At 73.9% G+C, this 20,415-nt stretch carries 20 protein-coding genes, 1 tRNA gene and 1 pseudogene; 6 read left to right on the forward strand and 16 right to left on the reverse strand.

Features of this window, described 5'->3' with window-relative positions; all coding sequences use genetic code 11:
- The first annotated feature begins 17 nt into the window (after window positions 1-17).
- Complete coding sequence (locus tag AC3IX6_RS26370; protein WP_489365175.1) at window positions 18-677, forward strand: O-methyltransferase; 660 nt, start codon at window positions 18-20, stop codon at window positions 675-677.
- Here AC3IX6_RS26370 and AC3IX6_RS26375 read toward each other — a convergent pair.
- From AC3IX6_RS26375 to AC3IX6_RS26395, 5 genes and pseudogenes are all read right to left on the reverse strand, one after another.
- Window positions 674-889, reverse strand: a complete 216-nt coding sequence (locus AC3IX6_RS26375; protein ID WP_489365177.1) for an FmdB family zinc ribbon protein — start codon at window positions 887-889, stop codon at window positions 674-676. The genes AC3IX6_RS26370 and AC3IX6_RS26375 overlap by 4 nt on opposite strands.
- 279 nt (window positions 890-1,168) lie before the next feature.
- Window positions 1,169-2,146, reverse strand: a complete 978-nt coding sequence (locus tag AC3IX6_RS26380; protein WP_489371566.1) for a sugar kinase — start codon at window positions 2,144-2,146, stop codon at window positions 1,169-1,171.
- Between the two features lie 32 nt (window positions 2,147-2,178).
- On the reverse strand, window positions 2,179-2,796 hold the full coding sequence (locus tag AC3IX6_RS26385) for a bifunctional 4-hydroxy-2-oxoglutarate aldolase/2-dehydro-3-deoxy-phosphogluconate aldolase (protein ID WP_489365179.1): 618 nt from the start codon (window positions 2,794-2,796) through the stop codon (window positions 2,179-2,181).
- 65 nt (window positions 2,797-2,861) lie between these two features.
- Window positions 2,862-3,891, reverse strand: a pseudogene (dgoD, locus tag AC3IX6_RS26390) (galactonate dehydratase).
- Window positions 3,892-4,024: 133 nt separating this feature from the next.
- The gene (locus AC3IX6_RS26395; RefSeq protein WP_489365181.1) at window positions 4,025-4,720 is read right to left on the reverse strand and encodes a FadR/GntR family transcriptional regulator; all 696 of its coding nucleotides are present in this window, start codon (window positions 4,718-4,720) and stop codon (window positions 4,025-4,027) included.
- A 172-nt stretch (window positions 4,721-4,892) separates the two neighbouring features.
- Between AC3IX6_RS26395 and AC3IX6_RS26400 the strand changes: the two genes are divergently transcribed.
- Window positions 4,893-5,438: an MFS transporter gene (locus tag AC3IX6_RS26400; RefSeq protein ID WP_489365183.1), complete on the forward strand. Its 546-nt coding sequence runs from the start codon at window positions 4,893-4,895 to the stop codon at window positions 5,436-5,438.
- Window positions 5,423-6,109, forward strand: coding sequence for an MFS transporter (locus AC3IX6_RS26405; RefSeq protein ID WP_489365185.1), 687 nt, complete (start codon window positions 5,423-5,425; stop codon window positions 6,107-6,109). Before AC3IX6_RS26400 ends, AC3IX6_RS26405 begins: the two co-directional genes overlap by 16 nt.
- Before the next feature lie 53 nt (window positions 6,110-6,162).
- On the opposite strand, the gene AC3IX6_RS26410 is transcribed toward AC3IX6_RS26405, so the two are convergent.
- Entirely contained in the window at window positions 6,163-6,699 is a 537-nt protein-coding gene (locus AC3IX6_RS26410; RefSeq protein ID WP_489371567.1) for a DUF4383 domain-containing protein, read from the reverse strand.
- 408 nt (window positions 6,700-7,107) lie between these two features.
- Complete coding sequence (locus tag AC3IX6_RS26415; protein ID WP_489365187.1) at window positions 7,108-8,355, reverse strand: hypothetical protein; 1,248 nt, start codon at window positions 8,353-8,355, stop codon at window positions 7,108-7,110.
- A gap of 112 nt (window positions 8,356-8,467) precedes the next feature.
- Between AC3IX6_RS26415 and AC3IX6_RS26420 the strand changes: the two genes are divergently transcribed.
- Window positions 8,468-8,542 (forward strand) — tRNA-Val (locus AC3IX6_RS26420).
- Window positions 8,543-8,599: 57 nt separating this feature from the next.
- On the opposite strand, the gene AC3IX6_RS26425 is transcribed toward AC3IX6_RS26420, so the two are convergent.
- Window positions 8,600-9,160, reverse strand: coding sequence for a hypothetical protein (locus tag AC3IX6_RS26425; RefSeq protein ID WP_489365189.1), 561 nt, complete (start codon window positions 9,158-9,160; stop codon window positions 8,600-8,602).
- Between the two features lie 519 nt (window positions 9,161-9,679).
- On the opposite strand from AC3IX6_RS26425, the gene AC3IX6_RS26430 reads away from it, so the two are divergent.
- Complete coding sequence (locus AC3IX6_RS26430; RefSeq protein WP_382758723.1) at window positions 9,680-9,910, forward strand: DUF2277 domain-containing protein; 231 nt, start codon at window positions 9,680-9,682, stop codon at window positions 9,908-9,910.
- Window positions 9,911-9,958: 48 nt separating this feature from the next.
- Here the strand turns inward: AC3IX6_RS26430 and AC3IX6_RS26435 are convergent, their stop codons facing one another.
- The 6 genes from AC3IX6_RS26435 to AC3IX6_RS26460 form a co-directional block, all read right to left on the reverse strand.
- The gene (locus AC3IX6_RS26435; protein WP_489365191.1) at window positions 9,959-10,861 is read right to left on the reverse strand and encodes a universal stress protein; all 903 of its coding nucleotides are present in this window, start codon (window positions 10,859-10,861) and stop codon (window positions 9,959-9,961) included.
- A 201-nt stretch (window positions 10,862-11,062) separates the two neighbouring features.
- The gene (locus tag AC3IX6_RS26440; RefSeq protein WP_489365193.1) at window positions 11,063-11,578 is read right to left on the reverse strand and encodes a hypothetical protein; all 516 of its coding nucleotides are present in this window, start codon (window positions 11,576-11,578) and stop codon (window positions 11,063-11,065) included.
- An 802-nt stretch (window positions 11,579-12,380) separates the two neighbouring features.
- A complete protein-coding gene (locus tag AC3IX6_RS26445) occupies window positions 12,381-13,007 on the reverse strand; it encodes a DedA family protein (RefSeq protein WP_489365195.1) in 627 nt (208 codons plus the stop codon).
- 159 nt (window positions 13,008-13,166) lie between these two features.
- On the reverse strand, window positions 13,167-14,819 hold the full coding sequence (locus tag AC3IX6_RS26450; RefSeq protein ID WP_489365197.1) for an alkaline phosphatase D family protein: 1,653 nt from the start codon (window positions 14,817-14,819) through the stop codon (window positions 13,167-13,169).
- Window positions 14,820-14,995: 176 nt separating this feature from the next.
- Window positions 14,996-15,667: an HNH endonuclease family protein gene (locus AC3IX6_RS26455; protein WP_489365199.1), complete on the reverse strand. Its 672-nt coding sequence runs from the start codon at window positions 15,665-15,667 to the stop codon at window positions 14,996-14,998.
- A gap of 351 nt (window positions 15,668-16,018) precedes the next feature.
- Window positions 16,019-16,228, reverse strand: a complete 210-nt coding sequence (locus AC3IX6_RS26460) for a hypothetical protein (RefSeq protein WP_489365201.1) — start codon at window positions 16,226-16,228, stop codon at window positions 16,019-16,021.
- Window positions 16,229-16,333: 105 nt separating this feature from the next.
- Here AC3IX6_RS26460 and AC3IX6_RS26465 point away from each other — a divergent pair, with 105 nt between their 5' ends.
- A complete protein-coding gene (locus AC3IX6_RS26465; protein ID WP_489365203.1) occupies window positions 16,334-16,786 on the forward strand; it encodes a VOC family protein in 453 nt (150 codons plus the stop codon).
- A gap of 1,067 nt (window positions 16,787-17,853) precedes the next feature.
- On the opposite strand, the gene AC3IX6_RS26470 is transcribed toward AC3IX6_RS26465, so the two are convergent.
- Both AC3IX6_RS26470 and AC3IX6_RS26475 read right to left on the reverse strand, forming a co-directional pair.
- On the reverse strand, window positions 17,854-18,534 hold the full coding sequence (locus AC3IX6_RS26470) for an HAD-IA family hydrolase (protein WP_489365205.1): 681 nt from the start codon (window positions 18,532-18,534) through the stop codon (window positions 17,854-17,856).
- A 133-nt stretch (window positions 18,535-18,667) separates the two neighbouring features.
- Window positions 18,668-19,801, reverse strand: coding sequence for a peptidoglycan-binding domain-containing protein (locus AC3IX6_RS26475; protein ID WP_489365207.1), 1,134 nt, complete (start codon window positions 19,799-19,801; stop codon window positions 18,668-18,670).
- Window positions 19,802-20,415: the final 614 nt, after the last annotated feature.

A 20,415-nucleotide genomic window follows, 5' to 3' on the forward strand; every position in this document is an offset into this window, starting at 1 on the left:
ATGGGCACACTGGGCCCATGACCAAGGGCAACAGCACCAAGATCACAGACGAGCTCTACCAGTACATGCTCGCCCACAACCCCCCGCTGGACGAGGTCCAGCGGGGGCTGGTGGCGACCACGTACGAGGTGTTCCCGGACTCGGCCGGAATGCAGTCGGCGGAGGAGCAGGGGCCGCTGCTGGCCTTCCTGGTCCGGCTGACCGGCGCTCGGCACATCGTGGAGATCGGCACCTTCACCGGCTTCTCCTCCCTGTCGATGGCGCAGGCCATGCCGGCGGACGGGCGCCTCATCGCGTGCGACGTCTCGGAGGAGTGGACGGCGTACGCGCGCGAGGCCTGGGCGAAGGCCGGGGTCGCGGACCGCATCGACCTGCGGATCGCGCCCGCGCTCGAGACGCTGCGCGCGATGCCGGCGGAGCCGCACATCGACATGGCGTACATGGACGCGGACAAGCAGAGCCAGATCGCCTACTGGGAGGAGCTCGTACCGCGGCTGCGCCCGGGCGCGCTGCTCGTCACGGACAACACGCTGTACCACGGCGCGGTGCTGGACCCGGCGGCGACCGGCGGGGCGGCGGGGGTCCAGGCCTACAACGACCACGTCGTGGCGGACCCCCGCATGGAGTCGGTGCTGCTGGCGATCTCCGACGGCATCACCCTGTCCCGCAAGCGCTAGCCGCAGCCACCCCCACCACAGCAGCCTCCGCCACCGCCGCCCATGGGCGCGGCGGGGGCTGCGCTGGTCCCGCCGACGGCGACGGCGGAGAGCAGCTTGACGGTATCGGCGTGCCCGGCGGGGCAGTCGGCGGGCGCGGAGGACTCGGCCATGGGCCGGCTGACCTCGAAGACGTCTTCGCAGGTCCGGCAGCGGTATTCGTAACGGGGCATGAGGTACAGGCTACGCAGTGCCGACCGGCCTCCGGAATCCCCGGGCGTCGGATCCGGGGCGGAGCCCCAGGGGGTCCGGGCGCAGCCCGGGCCCCCTCCAGCCCGTCCGGCGTTTGAGGACCGGGTCAGGGCGGAGCCCGGGGAACGGTGGAAGGGCGGGTAGGGGAACTTCGCCCCGCGCAGCGGCAAGGGTTGCTGCGGGGACGGCCCCGCGCAGCGGCCCCGCCCGGAACCGGCGGAGCCGGGCCGCACCCCCGTGTCGGCCAGGCCCCGCCGGGGTCAGCGGACCACCGTGCCGGCGGGGGCCGCGAGGAGGCCGAGCTCCGCGCGGGTCGGCGCGCCTTCCCAGTCGCCCCGCGAGGCCACCGCGAAGGCGCCCGTCGTGACCGCCCGGTCCAGGCGGGCCTCGGGCGTCGACCCGTCGAGGAACGCCGAGAGGTAGCCCGCGACGAAGGCATCGCCCGCGCCGACCGTGTCGACCGCGCGGACGGCCCGCGCCGGGGCGTGGAGGGTCCGGCCGTCGTCCGTGTAGGCCGTCGCGCCGGCCGGGCCGAGCTTGACCACCACTTCGCCGACCCCGAGGGCGAGGAGCTCCTTCGCCTGGAGGGCCGTGTCGGCCGGGGCGCCGGAAGGCAGGCACAGGGGGAGTTCGTCGTCCGAGGCGATGAGCACGTCCACCGACGGCGCCCACGCGCGCAGCACCTCCGCGGCCTCCTCGGGGGACCACAGCCGGGACCGGAAGTTCACGTCCAGGCAGACCAGCGCCGAGTGCTCGGCCGCGAGGCGCAGGGCGAGGGTGCAGGCCGAGCGGGCCGAGCGGGAGAGCGCCGGGGTGATCCCGGTCAGGTGCAGGACCTTCGGCGGGGCCGCGGTGAAGGCCCGCTCCAGGGAACACGCCTTGAGGCGGGAGCCCGCCGAGCCCGCGCGGTGGTAGTGCACCCGCGTCACCTCCGGCAGCCGCGGCTCCGCGATCATCAGCCCGGTCGGGGCGCCGCCGTCGTCGCGGGAGGCTCCGGTGACGTCGACGCCTTCGGCTCGCAGGGTCCGTAGGACCAGCTCACCGGCTTCGTCCTCGCCGACCGCGCCCGCCCAGCGCACCGCGTGCCCGAGCCGGGCCAGGCCGATCGCGACGTTCGACTCGGCGCCCGCGACGGAGACCTCCATGGTCCCGCCCAGGCGCGGCGGGCCGCTGCCGCGCAGGGCGAGCATCGTCTCCCCGAAGGTGAGGACCTCGGGGGCGGTGTCGGGCCCGGTCATGCGCGGAGCCTCGTTCATGCGCAGAGCGTCGTTCACGCGCAGACCGCCTTGAACTCCGCCGCCCGGCGCCGCAGCGCGAGCAGGTCGCCGCCGTCGGCCGCGTCGCCGATCAGCGGGGAGCCGACGCCGACGGCCACCGCGCCGGAGGACAGGTACTCGGCCGCGGCGGCCGCGTCCACCCCGCCGACCGGTACGAACGGCAGGTCGGGGAAGGGGGCGCGCAGGGCCCGCAGGTACGCCGGTCCGCCGATCGAGCCCGGGAACAGCTTGAGCGCGGCGGCCCCCGCCGCGTCGGCCGCCATGACCTCGGTCGGGGTGATGACCCCGGCCAGTACCGGCAGCCCCTGCCGGACGGATTCGTCCACCCCGGCGCCGAGGCCCGGGGTGACCATCAGGTTGGCCCCGGCGTCGGCCGCCCGCTGGGCGTCCTCGGCGGTGAGGACCGTACCGGCCCCGAGCCAGGCCTCGTCGCCGAGCTCCTTGCGGGCCCGGCCGATGACGTCCAGCGCGTCGGTCCCGCTGAGGGAGACCTCGATGAGCGGGACGCCCTCCTCGACGAGGGCCATGACGGTGCGGAAGGACGCCTCCGCGTCCCGTCCGCGGACGATGGCGACGAGCCGCTCCTGTCGCAGCGCTGCGCCGAACTCCATGGGAATGCCTGCCTTCTGATGGGTGGGGGTGGGGGGAGGGGATGCTGCCGGGTGGCGGTGGGGGCTCACCACTCGGCGAAGGAGCCGTCTTCGTGGCGCCACACCGGATCGCGCCAGGCGTGGCCCTTCTTGTCGGCGGCGCGGACGGCCGCCTCGTCGACCTCGACGCCGAGGTCCGGCCGCTCGGTGCGGACCAGCGAGCCCGCGTCGAAGCGGAACGGCTCGGGGTCGGTGACGTAGTCGAGGAGCTCGGCGCCCTGGTTGTAGTGGATGCCGATCGACTGTTCCTGGATGAGGAAGTTCGGGGTGGTGAAGGCGACTTGGAGGCTGGCTGCCAGGGCGACCGGCCCCAGCGGGCAGTGCGGCGCGATCCGGGCTCCGTAGACCTCGGCGAGGGAGGCGATGCGGCGCAGTTCCGAGATGCCGCCGGCGTGCGAGATGTCGGGCTGCAGGATCGCCACGCCGGCTTGCAGCGGTGCGAGGAACTCCCGCCGGGAGAAGAGCCGTTCGCCGAGCGCGATGGGGATGTTGGAGGCGTTCACCAGATCGGGGACGGCCTGCATGTGCTCGGAGAGGACCGGCTCCTCGACGAACATCGGGTCGTACGGGGCCAGCAGGGGCAGGATCCGGCGGGCGTTGGCGGGGGAGACCCGGCCGTGGAAGTCGAGCCCGAAGTCGCGTTCGTCGCCGAGGACTTCGCGGGCGGTCTCGGCGCGCCGGAGGCAGGCGTGGACCTCGGAGCGGGTCGCGAGGGGGCTCATGCGGCCGCAGCCGTTCATCTTGACGGCCGTGAAACCCGCCTCGATCTGCCGGACCAGTGCGTCCTTGATCTCGTGCGGCTCGTCGCCGCCGACCCAGGCGTAGGCACGGATCCGGTCGCGGACCGCCCTTGGTCATGACCTGCCAGTGGTCCTCGATCCGTATCGGGTCCTGGCCGATCAGGTACTCGGACAGCACCTCCACGGCCGCGCGCACCGGCTCGGCGCGCCCTTCGACCACGGGTTCGCCCCAGCCGACGACGCCCTCGTCGGTTTCTACGCGCGCGAACATCCAGCGCGGTGGGGCCATGAACGTCTCGATGCGGGTGATCTTCACGGCTGACGGTGTCCTCTCCTGGTGGGGGTGGCAGGACGGTGTCTGCGGGGTACTGCGGTCCGGGTGGGCGCTGCGGACGCCGCCGGTCCTACGGGTACTACGGGTCCTACGGGTCCTACGGGTCCTACGGGTCCTACGGGTGGTCGCGCTGCGCCATGTCGAGGAGGTCGAGCACGGCCCGGTGCGCCCCGTCCGGGTTCCCGGCCCGGACCTGGTCGACCACGGCCCGGTGGATCGCGTGCGGGTGCTCGAAGTCCCCCTTGTGCACCGCGCGGTCGCGTTCCACGAGGGCCGGGATGATCACCCGGTACATCTGCGCGAAGAACAGGTTGTGCGAGGCGGTCAGCAGTGCCAGGTGGAACGAGGCGTCCGCCCGTACGTGCAGCACCGGGTCGGAGTCGCTCGCCGCCATCGCGGTCAGTGCCGCGTCCAGCGCGGCCAGGTCCTCCTCGGTGGCCCGTACGGCGGCCAGCGCGGCGGCGGCCGGCTCGATCGAGCGGCGCAGTTCGAGCAGGTCCGAGAAGAAGCAGTCGGGCGCGCCGGCCGCGAGCTTCCAGCGCAGCACGTCGGCGTCGAAGAGGTTCCAGGCGATGCGCGGGCGCACGAAGGTGCCGCGCTTCTGCCGGGCGTCGACCAGCCCCTTGGCCATGAGCACCTTGATGGCTTCGCGGAGCACCGTCTGGCTGACGTCGAGCTCCTCCATCAGGAGGGGGAGGTCGAGGGTGGTGCCCTCGTCGTACGTGCCGTCGAAGATCCGGCGGGCCAGCTCTTCCACGGCCGCCTTGTGGACCCCGCGGCCGGCGTACGCGGCCTCGCTGCTGCTGTTCATTCCGGTTTCCCCTCTCCTGCCGGGGCTTTGGTCCCTACTTGCTCCCCTACGTGCCCCCTGGCAAGGCAAAGACTTGCACAAGTAGTCATTAATTAGCAATTATCGCGTCACGCTACCGGAATGACTGCTTCCGGCCGCTCTGCGCTCCTCACACGTCCCCCGGGAGACACCGATGTCCCTCAGCCACGACCCGGCCGCCGCGACCACGCGGCCGGGCACCGGCACCGGCCCGTCCGGCCTGCCGAAGCGCAGGATCGGCACGTACCGTTTCGCGATCCTCGCCGTGCTCTTCGTCAGTACCGCCATCAACTACCTGGACCGCAGCGTCCTGTCGATCGTGGCGCCGGACGTCTCCAGGGACCTCGGCATCTCGCCCGAGATGATGGGCTGGCTCTTCTCCGGCTTCGCCTGGACCTACGCCCTCGCCCAGATCCCCGGCGGCCGCCTCGTCGACAAGTTCGGCCCGCGCGTCGTCTACGCCTGGGCGCTGATCGGCTGGTCGGTCATGACCGCCCTCGGCTCGCTCGCCAAGGGCTTCGGCTTCCTCTTCGCCAGCCGCATGGGCCTCGGCCTCTTCGGGGCCCCCGCCTTCCCCTGCAACGGGCGCGTCGCCGCCTCCTGGTTCCCGCGCGCGGAACGCGGCCGGGCGGTCGCCGTCTACACCTCGGGGCCGCTTGAAGGAGGAGGGGTATCGGGCTCGGCGTGGCCTTCCCGCTGATCGCCTGGATGGCCGCCACCCTCGGCTGGCGCCACGTGTTCTGGATCCTCGGCGGCATGGGCATCGCGTGGGCGCTGGTGTGGGTGAAGGTCATCCGCAACCGCCCCGAACAGCACCCCAAGGTGGGGGAGTACGAGCTCGTCCACATCACCGAGGACGAGGCCACCGCCGCCGGGTCCGCCCAGGCCCGGGAGAAGGGTGCCTTCCGCCGGGACATGGGCTTCCTGCTGCGCCGGCGCCGCATCTGGGGCGTGTTCCTCGGCCAGTTCGCCATCGCCTCGACGCTGTACTTCTTCCTGACCTGGTTCCCGACCTACCTCACCAACGAGCGCGGTCTGAGCCTCGACAAGGGCGGTCTGACCGGAGCCCTGCCCTTCCTCGCCGCCCTCGTGGGCGTGCTGTGCGGCGGTAGTTGGTCCGACTGGATGGTCAACCGCGGCATGTCGGCGTCCTTCGCGCGCAAGACCCCGATCGTGACGGGCCTGGGCCTGGCGGGCGTCATCGTCGCCGCCAACTACGTCACCTCGAACGCCGCGATGATCGCCATCATGTGCGTCGGCGGCGGCGACGGCTCCTTTGCCCTCCCGCTGATGCTGATCGGCGGCATCACGATCGGCGGCGCGCTGTCCTTCCTCTTCCTGGTGGACAAGGTCGAACGCATCGAGGCGTAGCCCTTCCCACCGCGCTTACGCCTTCCCACTGCGCCTACGCCTTCCCACCGCGCCTAAGCCGGCCTGCCGACGGGCCTCCCGCCCGTACGTGCCCGCTGCTCCCGAGCCGCCTGCTCGGGGTGGCGGGCGCGCCAGTACGGGTTGTCGTGCGGCAGGGCGCCGCCCACCCGCCCGTACATCCCGAACCACATCAGCATCACGCCCACCACGAAGCTGAAGAGCACGTTGGGGATGTGGAAGGCCAGGAAGTTCATCTTGGTGTCGAGCAACGCGAGGTTCACGAACCCGCTCGCGATGAACAGCACGCCCAGCACGATGTTGAGCGTCGAGGCGAACGTGCCGCCGATGACCATCCCGGCGAACAGCAGCAGCCCGATGCAGATCGACAGCACGCTCAGCGCGCCGTTGGTGTTCAGCGCGAGCACGGTGTCCCCGCCGGTGTCGAAGAATCCGATCCGGTCGATGAGCCCGAGGATCCCGAAGGCCACCAGCAGCAGTCCGGTCAGCCCGGCGCCGACCCGGTAGACCTGGCTGAGCCGGTGATCGCCGGGCAGGTGCTCGTCGAGGCGCGCGTTCACGGGACGCAGCATGCGGTGCAGGATCCCGGGGGAGTTCCGGGGCGGCGCCGCCGTCGTGTACGGCTCGTGTGCCACGTAGGGCGCGTAGTGCTCATGGGGCTCGTGGCACCCGTAGAGCGCGTGGGGCGCGTACGACTCCTGCGGCGCGTGCGGCACAGGTGGCGTCTGGGACGCAGGTGGCGTCTGGGACGCACCGGAAGCCCGGGACGAACGGGACCAGCTGGGCCTGTGAAGTCTGTGGAGTCCGTGGGACTTGTTGTGGGGTGCTTGAGAAGCGTGGGCGGCCATGGCGCCCTCCTCTGCTCCGTTCCTGGCCCCTCCAGCATCCGCCGGTGCCCCCACCCGGACAAGTCCGGACCGGGGGCCCCTCAGGCGCGGCAATCAGGCGCGGCAATCAGGCACGGCTTTCAGGCGCGGCCTTCAGGCGTGGCCACGCTCGGTCCGGATGTCCGTGACGACCCGCTGCACGGACGACCGTACGGCCTCCATCTCCTGGAGGAAGGCCCAGTAGTCGGGGTGGCGGTCCTCCAGGGCGGACAGCGCCCGGGCGACCCGGGCCACCGCCTCGTCGAGCGGGCGGGCGTGCCGGTCCTCGGGGACCGTACGGCCCTCCATCGCCAGGCGCTGAGCGTCCCGGATCGCGAACCGGGTCCGCTGCACCTCCGCCTGCGGGTCCCGGGCCACCGCCTCCAGCCGGGTCAGCCGGTCCTGCGCCGCCGACACCGCCTCGTCGGTGGCGTCCAGCGAAGTCCGCACCGCCTCGACCAGGGCCGCCACGACGGCCCACTGCTGCTGGTCGCGTGCCCGACCGGCCTCCGCGAGCCGGTCCTCCGCCTGCGCGACGTCCCGTACCGCCTGCTCCGGGACCTGCTGGAGGTCCTGCCAGCAGGCCGCGCTGAAACGCCGGCGCAGCTCGCTGAGCACCGGATCCACCCGGTCCGCCCGGTTGCGCAGGGCCTGCGCCCGGGTCCGCAGGCTCACCAGCCGCCGGTCGATCTCCGCGGCCCGCTCCGGGAGCCGCGCCGCCTCGGCCCGTATCGCCTCGGCGTCGCGCAGGATCCGGTCGGCGCGCTGCACGGTCTCCTGCACCCCGTGCTGCGCGGCGCCCTGGTTCAGCTTGGTCAGTTCCGGCCCGAGCGCGGCCAGCCGGGCGGCCAGGTCGTCGGCCCGGATCCCCTTGCCGCGCACCTCGTCCAGCGCCGTGCTCGCCGCGAGCAGCGCGGCCCTGGCCCGCTCCCGTGCGGGCGCCACCCGGGCCAGCTGGGTCTCGGCCCGGTCCAGCAGCGGCTGCAGCCCGTGCGCGAACCGGTCGAGCTCGCCCTTGACCCGTACCAGCTCCTCCTTGGCCCGCGTCAGCTCGTCCCGGGCGCGCGTCGCGGCCGACGCCTCCAACTCCACCCGATCGAGATCGTGTGCGTCGACGGCGTCGATGTAGACATGACTCACCTGGTCGATGCGCTGCCCGAGCGCGGCGAACCCCTCACCGGCCCGGCGCGCCTCCGGCGACCCGTCCGCGGCCGCGATCGTCTCGATCGAGATCCGCAGATCCCGCTGCGCGGTGTCCAGCTCGTAGAACGCCGCCGCGGCAGCATCCTTCGCCGCCTGCGCATCCGCCCGCCGACTCTCGTCCCGCCCGCCGCCGAACCACCGCCGGGGTGCCGTCGTCACAGTCGCCTCTCCCGTACCCGGTCCGCATTTCCCCTGCCCCGGCCCATTCTCCCCCACAGGAACGGGTTTGCGTGGGGGGTGTGCCCTGCATGTAGGCTGTCCACTCATCCACGGGTGCGTAGCTCAGGGGTAGAGCGCTGCTCTTACAAAGCAGATGTCGGCGGTTCGAAACCGTCCGCGCCCACCAGTGGAAAGGGTCCCCGCCGTTCACGGTGGGGGCCTTTTTTCGTCCAGCCGTCGGGACCTACGGCGCCGTGCCGGACGAGGGGTTGAGAGCTGCTCGGGCCGATTCCACGAAGGCATCGCGGCTGGCCCGCGCTTCTGTGCGGCGCTGGTCCGTCAAGGACCGGTGTTCTGCGATCCGGGCAGGGTCGCCGGAGCGCACGGCGTCATTCAGTCGCCGGGTCGCGCTCCAGAACGCGTTCACCGCCTGGTAGAGCTCCTGTACGGCGACCCCGACTGCGGGAGGGCCTTCCAGGAAGGCCACGTGCATCGTGCTCAGGAGCAGGGTCCGGTCCGCCCTCGCCTCATCCAGCAGCAGCGGAAATGCGTCCGGGTCACCGGCAGACGAGACCATGTCGCCGAGCCGGCTGTGCAGGACTCCGGCAGCCTTCGCGAACTCGGCGTATGCCTGGCGGCGCTGCTGGTACCTGTGTTCCACCTGCGCATGGCGGAGCTGCGAGGCCTGCATTTCACGGTTCAGGCGGGCCTGCGTCCTGGCGGCGACCGTGGTGAACCAGCCGGTCGTCGCGCTGGCTACGACGGCCGAGCCGGCAGCGACCACAGCCGTCCAGATGGCATCCATGGTGCCGAGGGTAGGTGGGGCCCGGACCGTGGGCCGGGTGGTTGCCGTGATTGCTCTTGATGGCCGGCTGAGTGCCCGGTGAGCTCCCGGCGCGTTCCTGTGCGCCCTTCCTGCTCCTTGCCGGTTCCGGCACCGTGCAAGGGGTGCTCACGTCGAGTGGGCGAGGAGGGGGCGAGATGACGCAACCCAAGTGCGGTGCGGTCCCGAAGCGTGGGGGTCGGTGCCGGAACAAGGCGATCGTCGGAAGTGGCCAGTGCGCCAAACACCAGGGGCGCTGGACGCGAGGAGGGGCCTCGCAAGGGGAGGTCAGGGACGCTCAGGCCAAGGTGCGGGAGGTTCGGAAGAGGAAGCGGGCCTGGTGGTGAGGTGCCGCCGACATCCGGGCCCGGCAGGTGGTGACGGCGTCCATGACGGTGGGCCGCCGTTGTCCGTGACCGTCGGGAGTCGGAAGGCCCGGCTGTGTGCGGCGGGGGGACGCGGAGCGGTGACGGCTTGTTCGTGGGGCGGGATAGTGGAGGTATGTGCCGATCGATCAAGACGTTGCGTCCGCCCGCCATTCCGGAGAAGGCGACCGAGGAGGAGATCCGGGCCGCCGCCCTGCAGTACGTGCGGAAGGTGTCCGGCTTCAGGGCGCCGGCCGCGCACAACCAGGAGGTCTTCGACGCCGCCGTCGACGCGGTCGCGGAGGCGACGAGAGACCTGCTGGAAGGGCTTCACGTCAGGGGGGCGGGAGCGGCCGTGGCCGGGTGAGGGTCCCGGGCGGGCGGCTGGTGGGTGAGGGGCGGGGCGGTCCGGTGGTCAGGCGGCTGCCGGGACGGCGTTTTCCTCCAGGGGGACCACCGCGACCGGGCAGCCGGTGTGGAGCAGTACCGCGTTGGTGACGGAACCCAGGCGCGGGGAGAGCGGGCGCTTGCGGTGGCGGCCGATGACGATCAGGTCCGCGGCCTGGGAGGCGGCGACCAGGTGGCCGGCCGCGTCGCCGGGTGCCGACAGCTGCTCGAGCTCCACCTCCGGGAACTGCTCGGCGTACGGGCGCAAGTGTGCGGCGGCCAGGGCCGCGACCTCGTGGGCGTTGGCGGTCTCCTCGTGCGCGGCCGTGGCGATGGCGCCGGCGGCGGTGAAGGTCCGGCCGGGCCAGGCGTGCGCGACGACGACCTGGAGCCGGGCCCCGCGCCGGGACGCCTCGCGGAAGGCGAAGGAGGTGGTGCTCGGGTCGGGGGCCGCGCTGTTGAGGCCGAGTACGACCTGCCCGTACGGGTCGTGCAGGGGCGGCTCGGCGCGCGGGACGATCACGACGGGGCAGGCGGCCTGGCCGGCGCAGGCGATGCCGTTCGAGCCGAGGAGCAGGCTGGCGAAGCCGCCGCGGCCGCGTGAGCCGAGGACCATCACCTGGGCGTCCTCGCCCAGCCGGGGCAGTACCTGGTCGGGGGCGCCGGGGTGCGAGGCGTACTCGATCGGGGGGAGTCCGGCGCGGCCGTCGAGCGCCTCGCGGACCCGGATCAGTACGGGATCGTCGTCGAGGCCCGGCTCGGCGAAGGCCCCGGACAGGGCTGCGCCGATGGTGTTCATGTAGAGGCGGGCGTGCACGATGCGCAGCGGGGCTCCGGTCATCAGAGCCTGGGAGACGGCCCATTCCAGGGCCCGGTTGCCGTTCGCGGAACCGTCGACGGCGGCGATCACGGGGCGCGGGCTCTGGTCCATGGCGGGCTCCTTGAGAGGCAGCGGTGCGTGGACTCAGCCTTGCGGGAGGGGGCTCCGGGCGGGAGTGGGGAAAGTCCCGAATGGGGCGGGACCATCGGCCACTCCCGTCGTGGGGAGGGGAGTACGGGTTCGCGGCGGGTGGGGTCGGGTGGGGGTGGTGTGCGGTGGGTGGGGCGGCGGGACGGCTCGCGTCGGGTCGGGTCAGGAGGCGTGGCCCGTGCGGCGGCGCAGGATCCAGGCGCCGGCACCCAGCGCACCGGCTACGAGGGCCCCGCCGATGGCGATCTGGCCCGGGCTCATGGAGTCGACGCTGCCGCCGAGTCCGCCGCGGGCGGCGCCCGGGGTGATGTTCAGTGCCACGGTGACGCGCTCGCCGCCGGGGCCGCCGCACTCGAAGGTGACGGGGTGCGAGCCGGCGCTGATGTTCCGGGAGGTGGTGGCGGAGCCGAAGAGGTTGGTGGCCTCGGCGTTGCCGGGGGTCAGCCATACGTCGCCGAAGGCGCGGGAGGTGGCCTTGCCGGTGCGGGTGCCGCAGCCGGTGACGTTGAGGCTGACCCGGCCCCCGGGAGCGACGTTGGTGGGGGAGACGCTGCCGGAGGGCTGGGCCTGGGCGAGGGTCGGCGGCGCGGCCGCGGCGAAGGCGACGGTCGCTGCGGCGACGGCCAGCAGACGGGGGAGGGGGCGGTACCGGCGGGGGCTGTGGGGGGTGGCGGGCATGGAGAGGACTCCTCGGGCTCCGGGAACGGCGCGGCGCGGATTCGGGTGCGCACCGTTCTCTGGACGCTAGGAGCCCGGCGCGGCCGCGGCGATCGCTGCCGGGTGAACGGGTGAGCCACTGCTCCGCCCGGGGGAGGCGGGGTGGGTCGGGCGGGCCGAGCGGGCGAGGGTGGTGCCGGGTGCCGGGTGCCGGGTGCCGGGTGCCGGGTGCGGGCGAGGGGGCCGGGGGATCGGCGTGGGGCCGACCGTGGGGATGGTCGGGGGCGCGCGTCCGCGGAGGCTCGCTGCGGGGGACGGCTGAGCTAGTGATCCGCCGGGGGGAGACGGTCAGGGATGCGGGGATCGGATCCGACCCCCGCGCCTGGGACCCCGAGGCGGCGCGTCGAGGGAGCGAGGGATGGACCGGATGGGGTGGGCGCGGGCCGGCCAGGGACTGTGGGCAGTTGAGGCGAGCTGGTGCGGGCTGACCCGGGGAAGCGTGGTCCGGGTCCGGCCCCCCGCCCGGTAGCCCTGGCGGGGCAGGGGGGGGCGTCGGCTGGCCGGGCCGGGCCGGGCCGGGCTGGGCTGGAGGGGAGGCGCGGTTGGCCGGGCTGGGCTGGGCTGGAGGGGAGGTGCGGTTGGTCGGGCCGGGCCGGGCTGGGCTGGAGGGGAGGCGCGGTTGGTCGGGCTGGGCTGGAGGGAGGTGCGGTTGGCGGGGCCGGGCCGGAGGGGTCTGGGCGCGGGTGAACCGGTGAGGTGGGGGCGGGTCGGCCGGGGGCTGGGGGTAGCGCGAGGGGAGCCACGTGTGGGGGGTGGGGGTGGGTCAGGTGGTCGGGGTGGGGGTGGGGCGGCGGACTACGAAGGCTGCCAGGGAGCCGGCGGCGAAGAGGGCGAGCAGGGAGATCGCGGTGCCCAGCCAGGTGGCGCCCAGCCACTGGGTGCCGAAGTAGCCGAGGGCGATGCTGTAGCCGGCCCAGGCGATGGCGGCCAGGACCGACCAGGGCAGGAACTCCCGGACCTTGCGGTGGGTCTTGCCCGCGCCGAGGGAGACCACCGAGCGGCCGGCCGGGGCGAAGCGGGCGATCACCACCAGGGCGCCGCCGCCGCGTGCGAGGGCGGTGCCGAGGCGCTCCTGGGCTCGGGTGAGCCGGCGGGAGCGGGCGATGGCGCGGTCGAGACGGGCCCCGCCCCGGCGGGCCAGCCGGTACGCGGCCATGTCACCCAGTACTGACGCGGTGACGGCCGTCACCAGCAGCGCCAGGATGTCCGGCACCCGGGGCTGCACGGGCACGGGTCCCGCTGCCCCGGCCGCCGCCGCTGCGGCAGCCGCGGCGGTGACCACCAGCACCCCGCTCGGCAGCACCGGAAGGAACACGTCGAGCAGGATGGACAGCGCCACGAGGGCGTAGATCCACGGGCTCGAAGTCAGCGAGCCCAGAGTCTCAAGCAAAACGGGACTCCCCAGTCCGGTTGACGTGCCTCGGCGTGAGGCGCCGCGACGTCGCGGGGAGCGGCAGGGGCGGCTGACAGCGGAACAGCGTACGCCGGGTGTCCACGGACCGGACGCCCGGGGCGGTGCTCCGGCGCGACGGGTCGCCCCCGCCGTGCGTCAGCGCGGCGGCGTGAGGTCGCGGTCCAGGACCGTCACCAGGCGGGGCCCCTTGCGGGCCTGGTCCAGGCGCAGCCGCGCCGAGCGCCCCGACAGTGCGAGCGTCATGAGCTGGTTGCCGAAGAACGGGCCGCCCGTACGCCGCCAGCTCAGCGGAGGCCGGCCCGTCCGGCCGTGCCGGGAGAAGCCCCGGCCCAGCCACCGGCCGAGCCGCGACCAGCCCAGCCGGAAGCCCCATTTCACTGCCGTGTGGATGGAGTTGTGGACCGGGGAGCACGTCAGCTGGAACACCTGCGCCGTGCTGGGTATTCGGGGCTCGGCCACATACGCGTGGTGCACGTCTCCCGAGAGCACGCACACCGTGGCCGGTGCCCGGGGGCCCGTGCCCACCTCCTCGATCAGGTCGCTCAGCGCCGCGAACGAGGCCGGGAACGCCGCCCAGTGCTCCAGATCGCTCCGCCGGCGCAGGTCCTCCCCGATCCGGGCCCACCTCGGGCCCCGCTCCCCGCGGCACAGCGCGGCGTTCCACACCTCCGCGTCGTGCACGAGCGGCGGCATCAGCCAGGGCAGTGACGAGCCGATGAGGAGGTGGTCGTAGCCCCCGTGTCCGGCCAGGGCGTTCTCGCGGAGCCACTGCTGCTCCGCCGGGTCGAGCATGGCGCGCCCCTCCTCGGCGAGCACCCGGGCGGCCCGGGTGTCCACCATCAGCAGCCGGGACCGGCCGAAGTCGCGGCGGTAGCTCCAGCGCACCGTGGCCGGGTCGGCGTCCGCCGAGGTGGCGAAGGCCCGTAGCGCGTCGGTGCCGTCGGGGGTCGCCCGGACCGCCTCGAACACGGGGTCGGCCGCCAGTTCGGCGGAGGAGAGATTGCCGAGGTGCTGGTACACCCAGTACGACATGAGGCCGCTGACCACCCGCTCCTGCCACCACGGGGTGGCGCGCATCTCCGCCAGCCACGCGGCGCTGGTGTTCCAGTCGTCTATGACGTCGTGGTCGTCGAACATGTGCAGGCTCGGGACCGTGGAGAGCAGCCAGCGGATCTCCGGATCGAGCCAGGACTCGTAGTAGAGGCGGGTGTACTCCTCGAAGTCCGCGACCTGGGCGCCGGGGGCCTCGCGGAGGTCCCGCCGGGCCGCCAGCCACTGGCGGGTGGAGCGGGAGAGCTGGTCCGCGTACACCTGGTCGCCGAGGAGGAGCAGGACGTCGGGCCGCACCGCCTCCGGGTCGGCGGCCAGATCGGCGGCGAGGGTGTCGAGCGCGTCGGGGCCGTGCGGTCCGCGCCGGTCGGCCGGCGGGGCGGCCTGGCGGCAGGAGCCGAAGGTCAGGCGCAGGTCGGGAGCGGTGGCGGAGCCGGGGCGTCCCGCGGGCGGGGTGGTGATGGTGCTCGCGGGGAACGGGCTGTCGGGCAGCGGCCAGACGCGGAGGCCGTCGAGGAGGACCTCGTAGGCCGTGGTGGAGTCCGGGGTGAGGCCGGTGACGGTGATCAGGGCGTAGTGGTGGCCGGCTATCTGGAAGGTGTGGACGCTCCCGCCGGCACCGTCGGCACACCGCACCTCGGCGGTGCACGGGCGGTCCGCCTCGATCCACAGCGTGGCGGAGTCGCCCGCGTCCCAGTCGACGTGGCGCAGCAGCGGTCCCAGGCGCAATGCCCCCATGCAACTCCCCCTCCTTCATCCGGCCTTGCCGTTCGATCACGGTACGACGGGGAGGGGGTGGTCCACCTCCCCCTGGCGGGGGAAAGATCCTTGGCCAGGGGTGGGGTGGGTGGTGTGCGTGGGGCTACGGAGGCGCGCGTGGGGGTGTGTGGGCGTGCGTGGGGGTGATGGGGGTGTCAGCAGGCGTTGAGGATGTTGACCAGGGCCGTCTTCTCCGTCGAGTCCATGCTCAGGGCCCAGTACTGCTTGACCCCGACCCACATGCGCGCGTAGGTGCAGCGGTAGGCGGTGCGCGGCGGCAGCCACTTGCCGGGGTCGAGGTCGCCCTTGGCCTGGTTCACGTTGTCGGTGACCGCGATGAGCTGGGGGCGGGTGAGGTCGTTGGCGAACTGCTGGCGCTTGGCGGTGGTCCAGGAGTTGGCACCGGAACGCCAGGCCTCGGCGAGGGGGACCATGTGGTCGATGTCGATGTCGGAGGCGGCCGTCCAGGTGGCGCCGTCGTACTCGGAGTACCAGCTGCCGCTGACGGCCGTGCAGGCGGAGTCCTGGACCACGCCCGAACCGTCGCGCTTGAGGACGGTCTCGCGGGTGTTGCAGGTGCCGGAGACGGTGCTCCAGTGGGGGAAGAGGTCGCGGCTGTAACCGCTGGTGGAGCCTTCGGTCTTCGGGGTGACGGTGGCGAGGTAGGAGCGGGCGGCCGCGGCGCTGATGGGGGTGGGAGGGGAGGCGGCGGCGGTGGGGGCGGTGAGGAGGGCGGCCAGGGAGGCTGCCGCGAGTATGGAGGCGAGCGTGCCGAGTCGACGCGCGTAGACAGAGGTCGTGGAAGTGCTGGAGGAGGTGGAGGACATGAGGGCTCCTGGGTGGGGGCAGGGGGTGGGCGTGTGCGGGGTCGGTGCGTGGTTCGGTGGGTGGTGGGCGCACGGTGGGGCGTGGCCATGCTGGTCGCGCCGGGTTTCGTGGGGATGGGCGCGAGGTGACAGTCTGAAGGCATGAGCATGTCATGGCGAGGTTGGTGACGGGCTCTGGGGTGGGGGGAGTTGAGGATCCGGGGTGGGTTGGGCGGGGGTGGGGCTAATGTCCCGGGCCCGGTTCGGGCCCTGGGGCGGCCGCTCCGGCGGTGGTGGTAGTGGCGGTGCCGGCGGTGGGCATGGCGACGGCGCCGCACCCGGTCGTTCCGGGGGCGGCGCCGTGAGCTGGAATCAGAGTCCGGTGGTGAAGGGGTTGTTGTGGACCGAGTTGGAGTGGTAAGTGGTCCGGTCCTTGCGCAGCTGCTCCGTGCGCTCCAGCTCGATCTGCAGTCCCTCCGCCGCCGCCACCGAACGGCGGCGCGCTTCCCGGCGCATCACCTTGACGATGAGGTACAGCCCCGCGAGCCCCATCAGGCTGAAGAGGACGATCAGTTCGGTCATGACATTTCCCCCGTGGTCGCGCTCTCGGCCTGCGCGTTCCGGTGATCCGGCACGCCACGATCGACCGTACCCGCCGTTGTCAGGGGCGGCTGCGAGGCTGAGGGCATGGAGACCACGTTGCAACTGACGATCGACTGCGCCGATCCGCGGGTGATGGTGACCTTCTGGACGGAAGCGCTCGGTTATGTGCCGGAGCCGGCGCCGGACGGGCACGCGACCTGGCGCGCGTACTGGGAGGGCATGGGGGTGCCCGCGGAGGAGCTGCCCGAGGGGGTGGGGGACGTGCCGGAGTCGATCGTGGATCCGTCCGGGCGGGGGCCCCGGGTGTGGTTCCAGCAGGTTCCGGAGCCCAAGGCCGGGAAGAACCGGGTGCACCTGGATCTGAAGGTCAGCGGTGGGCGCGGCGTTCCGATGGAGCTCCGGACGCGGCGGGTCGACGAGACGGTGGAACGGCTCACCGGCGCGGGGGCGAGTGTGCTGCGCGTGCTGGACGAGTTGGAGACGCACTACGCGGTGGTGATGCGGGACCCCGAGGGGAACGAGTTCTGCGTCGCGTGAGGGTGGGGCTGGGGCTGGGGCTGGGGCTGGGGCTGGGGCTGCGTCTGGGGCTGGGCCTGAGGTGAGTCTGCGTCTGGGCCGAGCGGTTGGGTTCGGCTTGGCCGGTCGGGCGTGCCTGATGGGGGTGGGCGTGCGGCCGCGGGGCAGGGTGGGGCTCGGATGACGGGGCCTGGCCGGGCGGTTGGCCCGGTGCGCCGGGTGGGTTCGGCCTGCTCGGGTAGGCGGTAGGTCGCTTGGTTCGGTGTGCGTCCGGCCGTCGAGGGCTCGGCTGGCCTGGGCCTGGCCTGGCCGGGCCGGGCAAGTCTGGCTGCTCGGGCCTGGTGGATCCGACCTGGCTCCGGGGTGGGCCCGAAGGGCGGGGCGGGGGTTGGTCCGGCGGGTGGGGCCGGTCTGCCTATGGGGGCCCGAAGGGCGGGGCGGGGCTTGGCTGGTGGGCGAGCCGGGGGGTGCCGGGTGGGGCCGGCCCGCGCTGGCGCGTCGTCGCCTGGTGTGTGTCCGGACGTCGAGGTCTGGCCTGCCGGGGGAGGTGGGCGGGTCCGGTAGTCGGGGCTCGGCTGTCCGGTGGGACCCGAAGGGCGGGGCGGGGCTTGGGCGGTGGGGGGCCCGGGGGTGCCGGGTGGGGCTGGCCTGCCCTGGCGCGTCGTCGCCTGCTGTGTGTCCGGCCGCCGAAGTCTGGGCTGTCGGGGAGGTGGGCGAGTCGGCAGCGGGGGCTCGGCTGTCCGGGGTGGGTTGCTTGGCTCTGGCGCCCTGGGGGTGGTGGCCCGTCTGGAGTGGCTGGCTACCCGATCTGGGGGCAGGGTCGGGCCGCCGGGGCTGGGCTACCCCGGTCCGGACGCCGGGGGCACGGCCGCCGGGCCGGGGCTGGGCTACCCCGGTCCGGACGCCGGGGGCACGGCCGCCGCGGGGCGGTCCTGTCGAGGGTGAGTCGCCTGCCGGGCGAGCCGTCTGTCCTGTCGGCCGGTCCGGCCGTCCGGCGGGTTGGCCCCGGGGTGGGGTGCCTGTCGGGTTGGCCGGAGCGGGCCGTCCGGCCGGGTGTGGCCGGGTGACCGGGTGGGCCGTGGTCTCGGTCAGGGGGTCTGGAGGGTGAGGGTGATGGCGCCGTCGGGGGAGGTGGTGACGGCGACGGCGGTGAGGTCGAGGACGTGGGCGGTGGGGCCGTGCGCGGCGGCGCGGGGGCCGACGCCGATGACCCGCATGCCCGCGGCCTGGCCTGCGGCGATGCCGGCGGCGGAGTCCTCGAAGACGATGCAGTCGGCCGGGTCCACGCCGAGGGCGGCGGCGCCCATCAGGAAGCCCTCCGGGTCGGGCTTGCTGGCCTGTACGGACTCGGCGGTGACCCGGACCTCGGGCATGGGCAGGGCGGCGGCCGTCATCCGGGCCGTGGCCAGGGCCGCGTCGGCGGAGGTGACCAGGGCGTGCGGGAGGGTGCTGAGGGCGGCCATGAAGGCGGGAGCGCCGCCGATCGGGACCACGCCTTCGGTGTCGGCGGTCTCGCGGGCGAGCATCACCGCGTTCTCGGCGAGGTTCTCCGCCATCGGGCGGTCCGGGAGGAGGATCGCCATCGTGGCGTAGCCCTGGCGGCCGTGGACCACCTTGAGGGCTTCCTCCGGGTCCAGGCCGTGGGCGACGGCCCAGTCGTGCCAGCAGCGCTCGACCACCGCGTCCGAGTTGACGATGGTGCCGTCCATGTCCAGGAGCAGGGCCTTGGCGGTCAGGACGGCGGTGGCGGTGGTGGTGCTGGCCGGCATCGGAGGGGCTCCAGACGGGACGGGAAAAGAGAACAAGTGGTTCCGTCCACCGGTCAGGGAGTGAGGACGGAACCACTTTGTTCCTGAACAATACAAAACTCGGAGGGGTGCTCGCCACCGCATGCGGTGTGTTCTATCCCTCCAAGGCGCGACGGGTCGCCGGACCGTAGACGCCCCAAGGGTCCTCGTCGATGCCGTTGTACGCCTGGAACGTGGAGACCGCCGATTCCGTACGGGTGCCGTACCGCCCGTCGTACTTTCCGCGGTAGATGCCCTGCGCTGCCAGCAGGCGCTGGAGCTTCTCCACCTCCGGGCCCGAATCCCCGTACCGGAGGGTCGGTGCCTGCGTGGGGGGCCGCGAGGTCGGAGGGGAGGAGCGGCTCGGAGTGGGGGACGGGGCGGCCGAGGGCGTCGACGAACGGCTCGGGGTGGGGGAGGGCGAGGGGGACGCGGAAGCGGAAGCGGAGGCGGACCGGGAAGGGCTGGGGGTGGGGGACGGCGACGGGGTCGGGCCGGTGCTCGCGGCGGGCTGCGACGGGGCGACCTGGGTGAGGCTGGTCAAGGCGGAGGAGGGCTTCGCGTCGGCGAGGGTGGTCTCCGGCGAGGCGGATCCCGAGATGGCCCGCAGGGCGAGGGCGGCCCCGCCGATCAGCACGACGGCGGCGGCCGCGATGAGGGCGAGCGTGCGTATGCGGCGCCGCGGGGGGCTGGGTTCGTACGCGCCGTCCGGTCCGCCGCCCGCGTCGCCCATGCCGTGTGCCCCGTAAGCAGGGCCGCCCGTGCCCTCGGGGTGGGGCGCGGGTGACCCGTACGAGCCGAAGGCCCCGGGCGTCGCGTACGGGTCGTACGGGTCGGACGGCGGGACCGGGCGCAGCTGCATCGTTTCTTCAGGCAGGGACGCTACGGGAGTCCCGTACGCGGGAGTCTCGGCCCCGGGCGGCAGCGGCGCGGTGCGGGTCGGGTTGGTGGGGCTGGTGGGGGGTGAGTGCGGTGACGCGGTATCCGCCGGGCCGGGGTAGGCAGGGAGGACGGCCGTCGGGTCGGAGTGCGCGGCGGTGCCCACGGGCTCCGGGTGGGGCGAGCCGGAGTGCGCAGCCGTGCCTGCCGGGCCCGGGTAGGGCGGCAAGTCGGCTGCCTGGCCCTGGCCCCGGCCCTGGTGCGCAGCGGTGTCCGGGCGGCTGGTGTGCGCCGACTGGGCGTCCGCCGGGCCGAGGCGTGCGGAAGCGCCGCCGCCCGCCGGGCTGCTGGGGGGCGCAGTGGTGTCCACCTGGTCGGGGTGCGGCGGCAGGCCGGGCGCCCGGCCCTGGTGCGGAGCGGAACCGGGGGACCCGAGCCGCGCAGTGGCGTCGGTCGGGCCGGGGTGCGGCGGCGGGGTGCCCGCTGGGCCGGGGTAGGGCTGGTGGCCGGCCGTTTGGCCCGGGTGTGTCGTGGGGTGTGGGGAGGCGGGGTGCGCAGGGGCGCCGGCCGGGTTGGTGGGGGGTGCGGCGGTGCCCGCAGGGCCGGGGTTCGCGGCGCTGCTGCTCGGCGGGCCGGGGTGCGGCGGCGGGGTGCCCGCTGGGCCAGGGTAGGGCTGGTGGCCGGCCGCTTGGCTCGGGTGCGGTGTGGGATGCGGGGAGCCAGGGTGCGCAGGGGCGCCCGCCGGGTTGGTGGGGGGCAGCGGGGTGTTTGCCGGGTGGGTGTGTGGTGGCAGGCCGGCTGACCAGGTCGAGTCCGCAGCGGTGCCAGTCGGGTTGGTGTGCGCCGACGGGGCGCCGGCCGGGCCGGGGTGCGCGGACGTGGCGCCCGTCCAGCCGGGGTACGGCGGTGTCGTGGCCGGGTTGGGGCGCGGCGCGGTGCTCGCCGGGCCGGGGTATGCGGACGGTGCGCCTATCCGGTCGGGGT

This window comes from Streptomyces sp. GL_141, assembly GCF_057834385.1.

Excerpts from the sequence above, each read along its gene's own strand:
- AC3IX6_RS26370 (WP_489365175.1), top strand. The coding sequence starts at position 18 with ATGACCAAGGGCAACAGCACCAAGATCACAGACGAGCTCTACCAGTAC.
- AC3IX6_RS26375 (WP_489365177.1), bottom strand. The coding sequence starts at position 889 with ATGCCCCGTTACGAATACCGCTGCCGGACCTGCGAAGACGTCTTCGAG.
- AC3IX6_RS26380 (WP_489371566.1), bottom strand. The coding sequence starts at position 2,146 with ATGACCGGGCCCGACACCGCCCCCGAGGTCCTCACCTTCGGGGAGACG.
- AC3IX6_RS26385 (WP_489365179.1), bottom strand. The coding sequence starts at position 2,796 with ATGGAGTTCGGCGCAGCGCTGCGACAGGAGCGGCTCGTCGCCATCGTC.
- AC3IX6_RS26395 (WP_489365181.1), bottom strand. The coding sequence starts at position 4,720 with ATGAACAGCAGCAGCGAGGCCGCGTACGCCGGCCGCGGGGTCCACAAG.
- AC3IX6_RS26400 (WP_489365183.1), top strand. The coding sequence starts at position 4,893 with ATGTCCCTCAGCCACGACCCGGCCGCCGCGACCACGCGGCCGGGCACC.
- AC3IX6_RS26410 (WP_489371567.1), bottom strand. The coding sequence starts at position 6,699 with ATGCTGCGTCCCGTGAACGCGCGCCTCGACGAGCACCTGCCCGGCGAT.
- AC3IX6_RS26425 (WP_489365189.1), bottom strand. The coding sequence starts at position 9,160 with ATGGATGCCATCTGGACGGCTGTGGTCGCTGCCGGCTCGGCCGTCGTA.
- AC3IX6_RS26430 (WP_382758723.1), top strand. The coding sequence starts at position 9,680 with ATGTGCCGATCGATCAAGACGTTGCGTCCGCCCGCCATTCCGGAGAAG.
- AC3IX6_RS26435 (WP_489365191.1), bottom strand. The coding sequence starts at position 10,861 with ATGGACCAGAGCCCGCGCCCCGTGATCGCCGCCGTCGACGGTTCCGCG.
- AC3IX6_RS26440 (WP_489365193.1), bottom strand. The coding sequence starts at position 11,578 with ATGCCCGCCACCCCCCACAGCCCCCGCCGGTACCGCCCCCTCCCCCGT.
- AC3IX6_RS26450 (WP_489365197.1), bottom strand. The coding sequence starts at position 14,819 with ATGGGGGCATTGCGCCTGGGACCGCTGCTGCGCCACGTCGACTGGGAC.
- AC3IX6_RS26455 (WP_489365199.1), bottom strand. The coding sequence starts at position 15,667 with ATGTCCTCCACCTCCTCCAGCACTTCCACGACCTCTGTCTACGCGCGT.
- AC3IX6_RS26460 (WP_489365201.1), bottom strand. The coding sequence starts at position 16,228 with ATGACCGAACTGATCGTCCTCTTCAGCCTGATGGGGCTCGCGGGGCTG.
- AC3IX6_RS26465 (WP_489365203.1), top strand. The coding sequence starts at position 16,334 with ATGGAGACCACGTTGCAACTGACGATCGACTGCGCCGATCCGCGGGTG.
- AC3IX6_RS26470 (WP_489365205.1), bottom strand. The coding sequence starts at position 18,534 with ATGCCGGCCAGCACCACCACCGCCACCGCCGTCCTGACCGCCAAGGCC.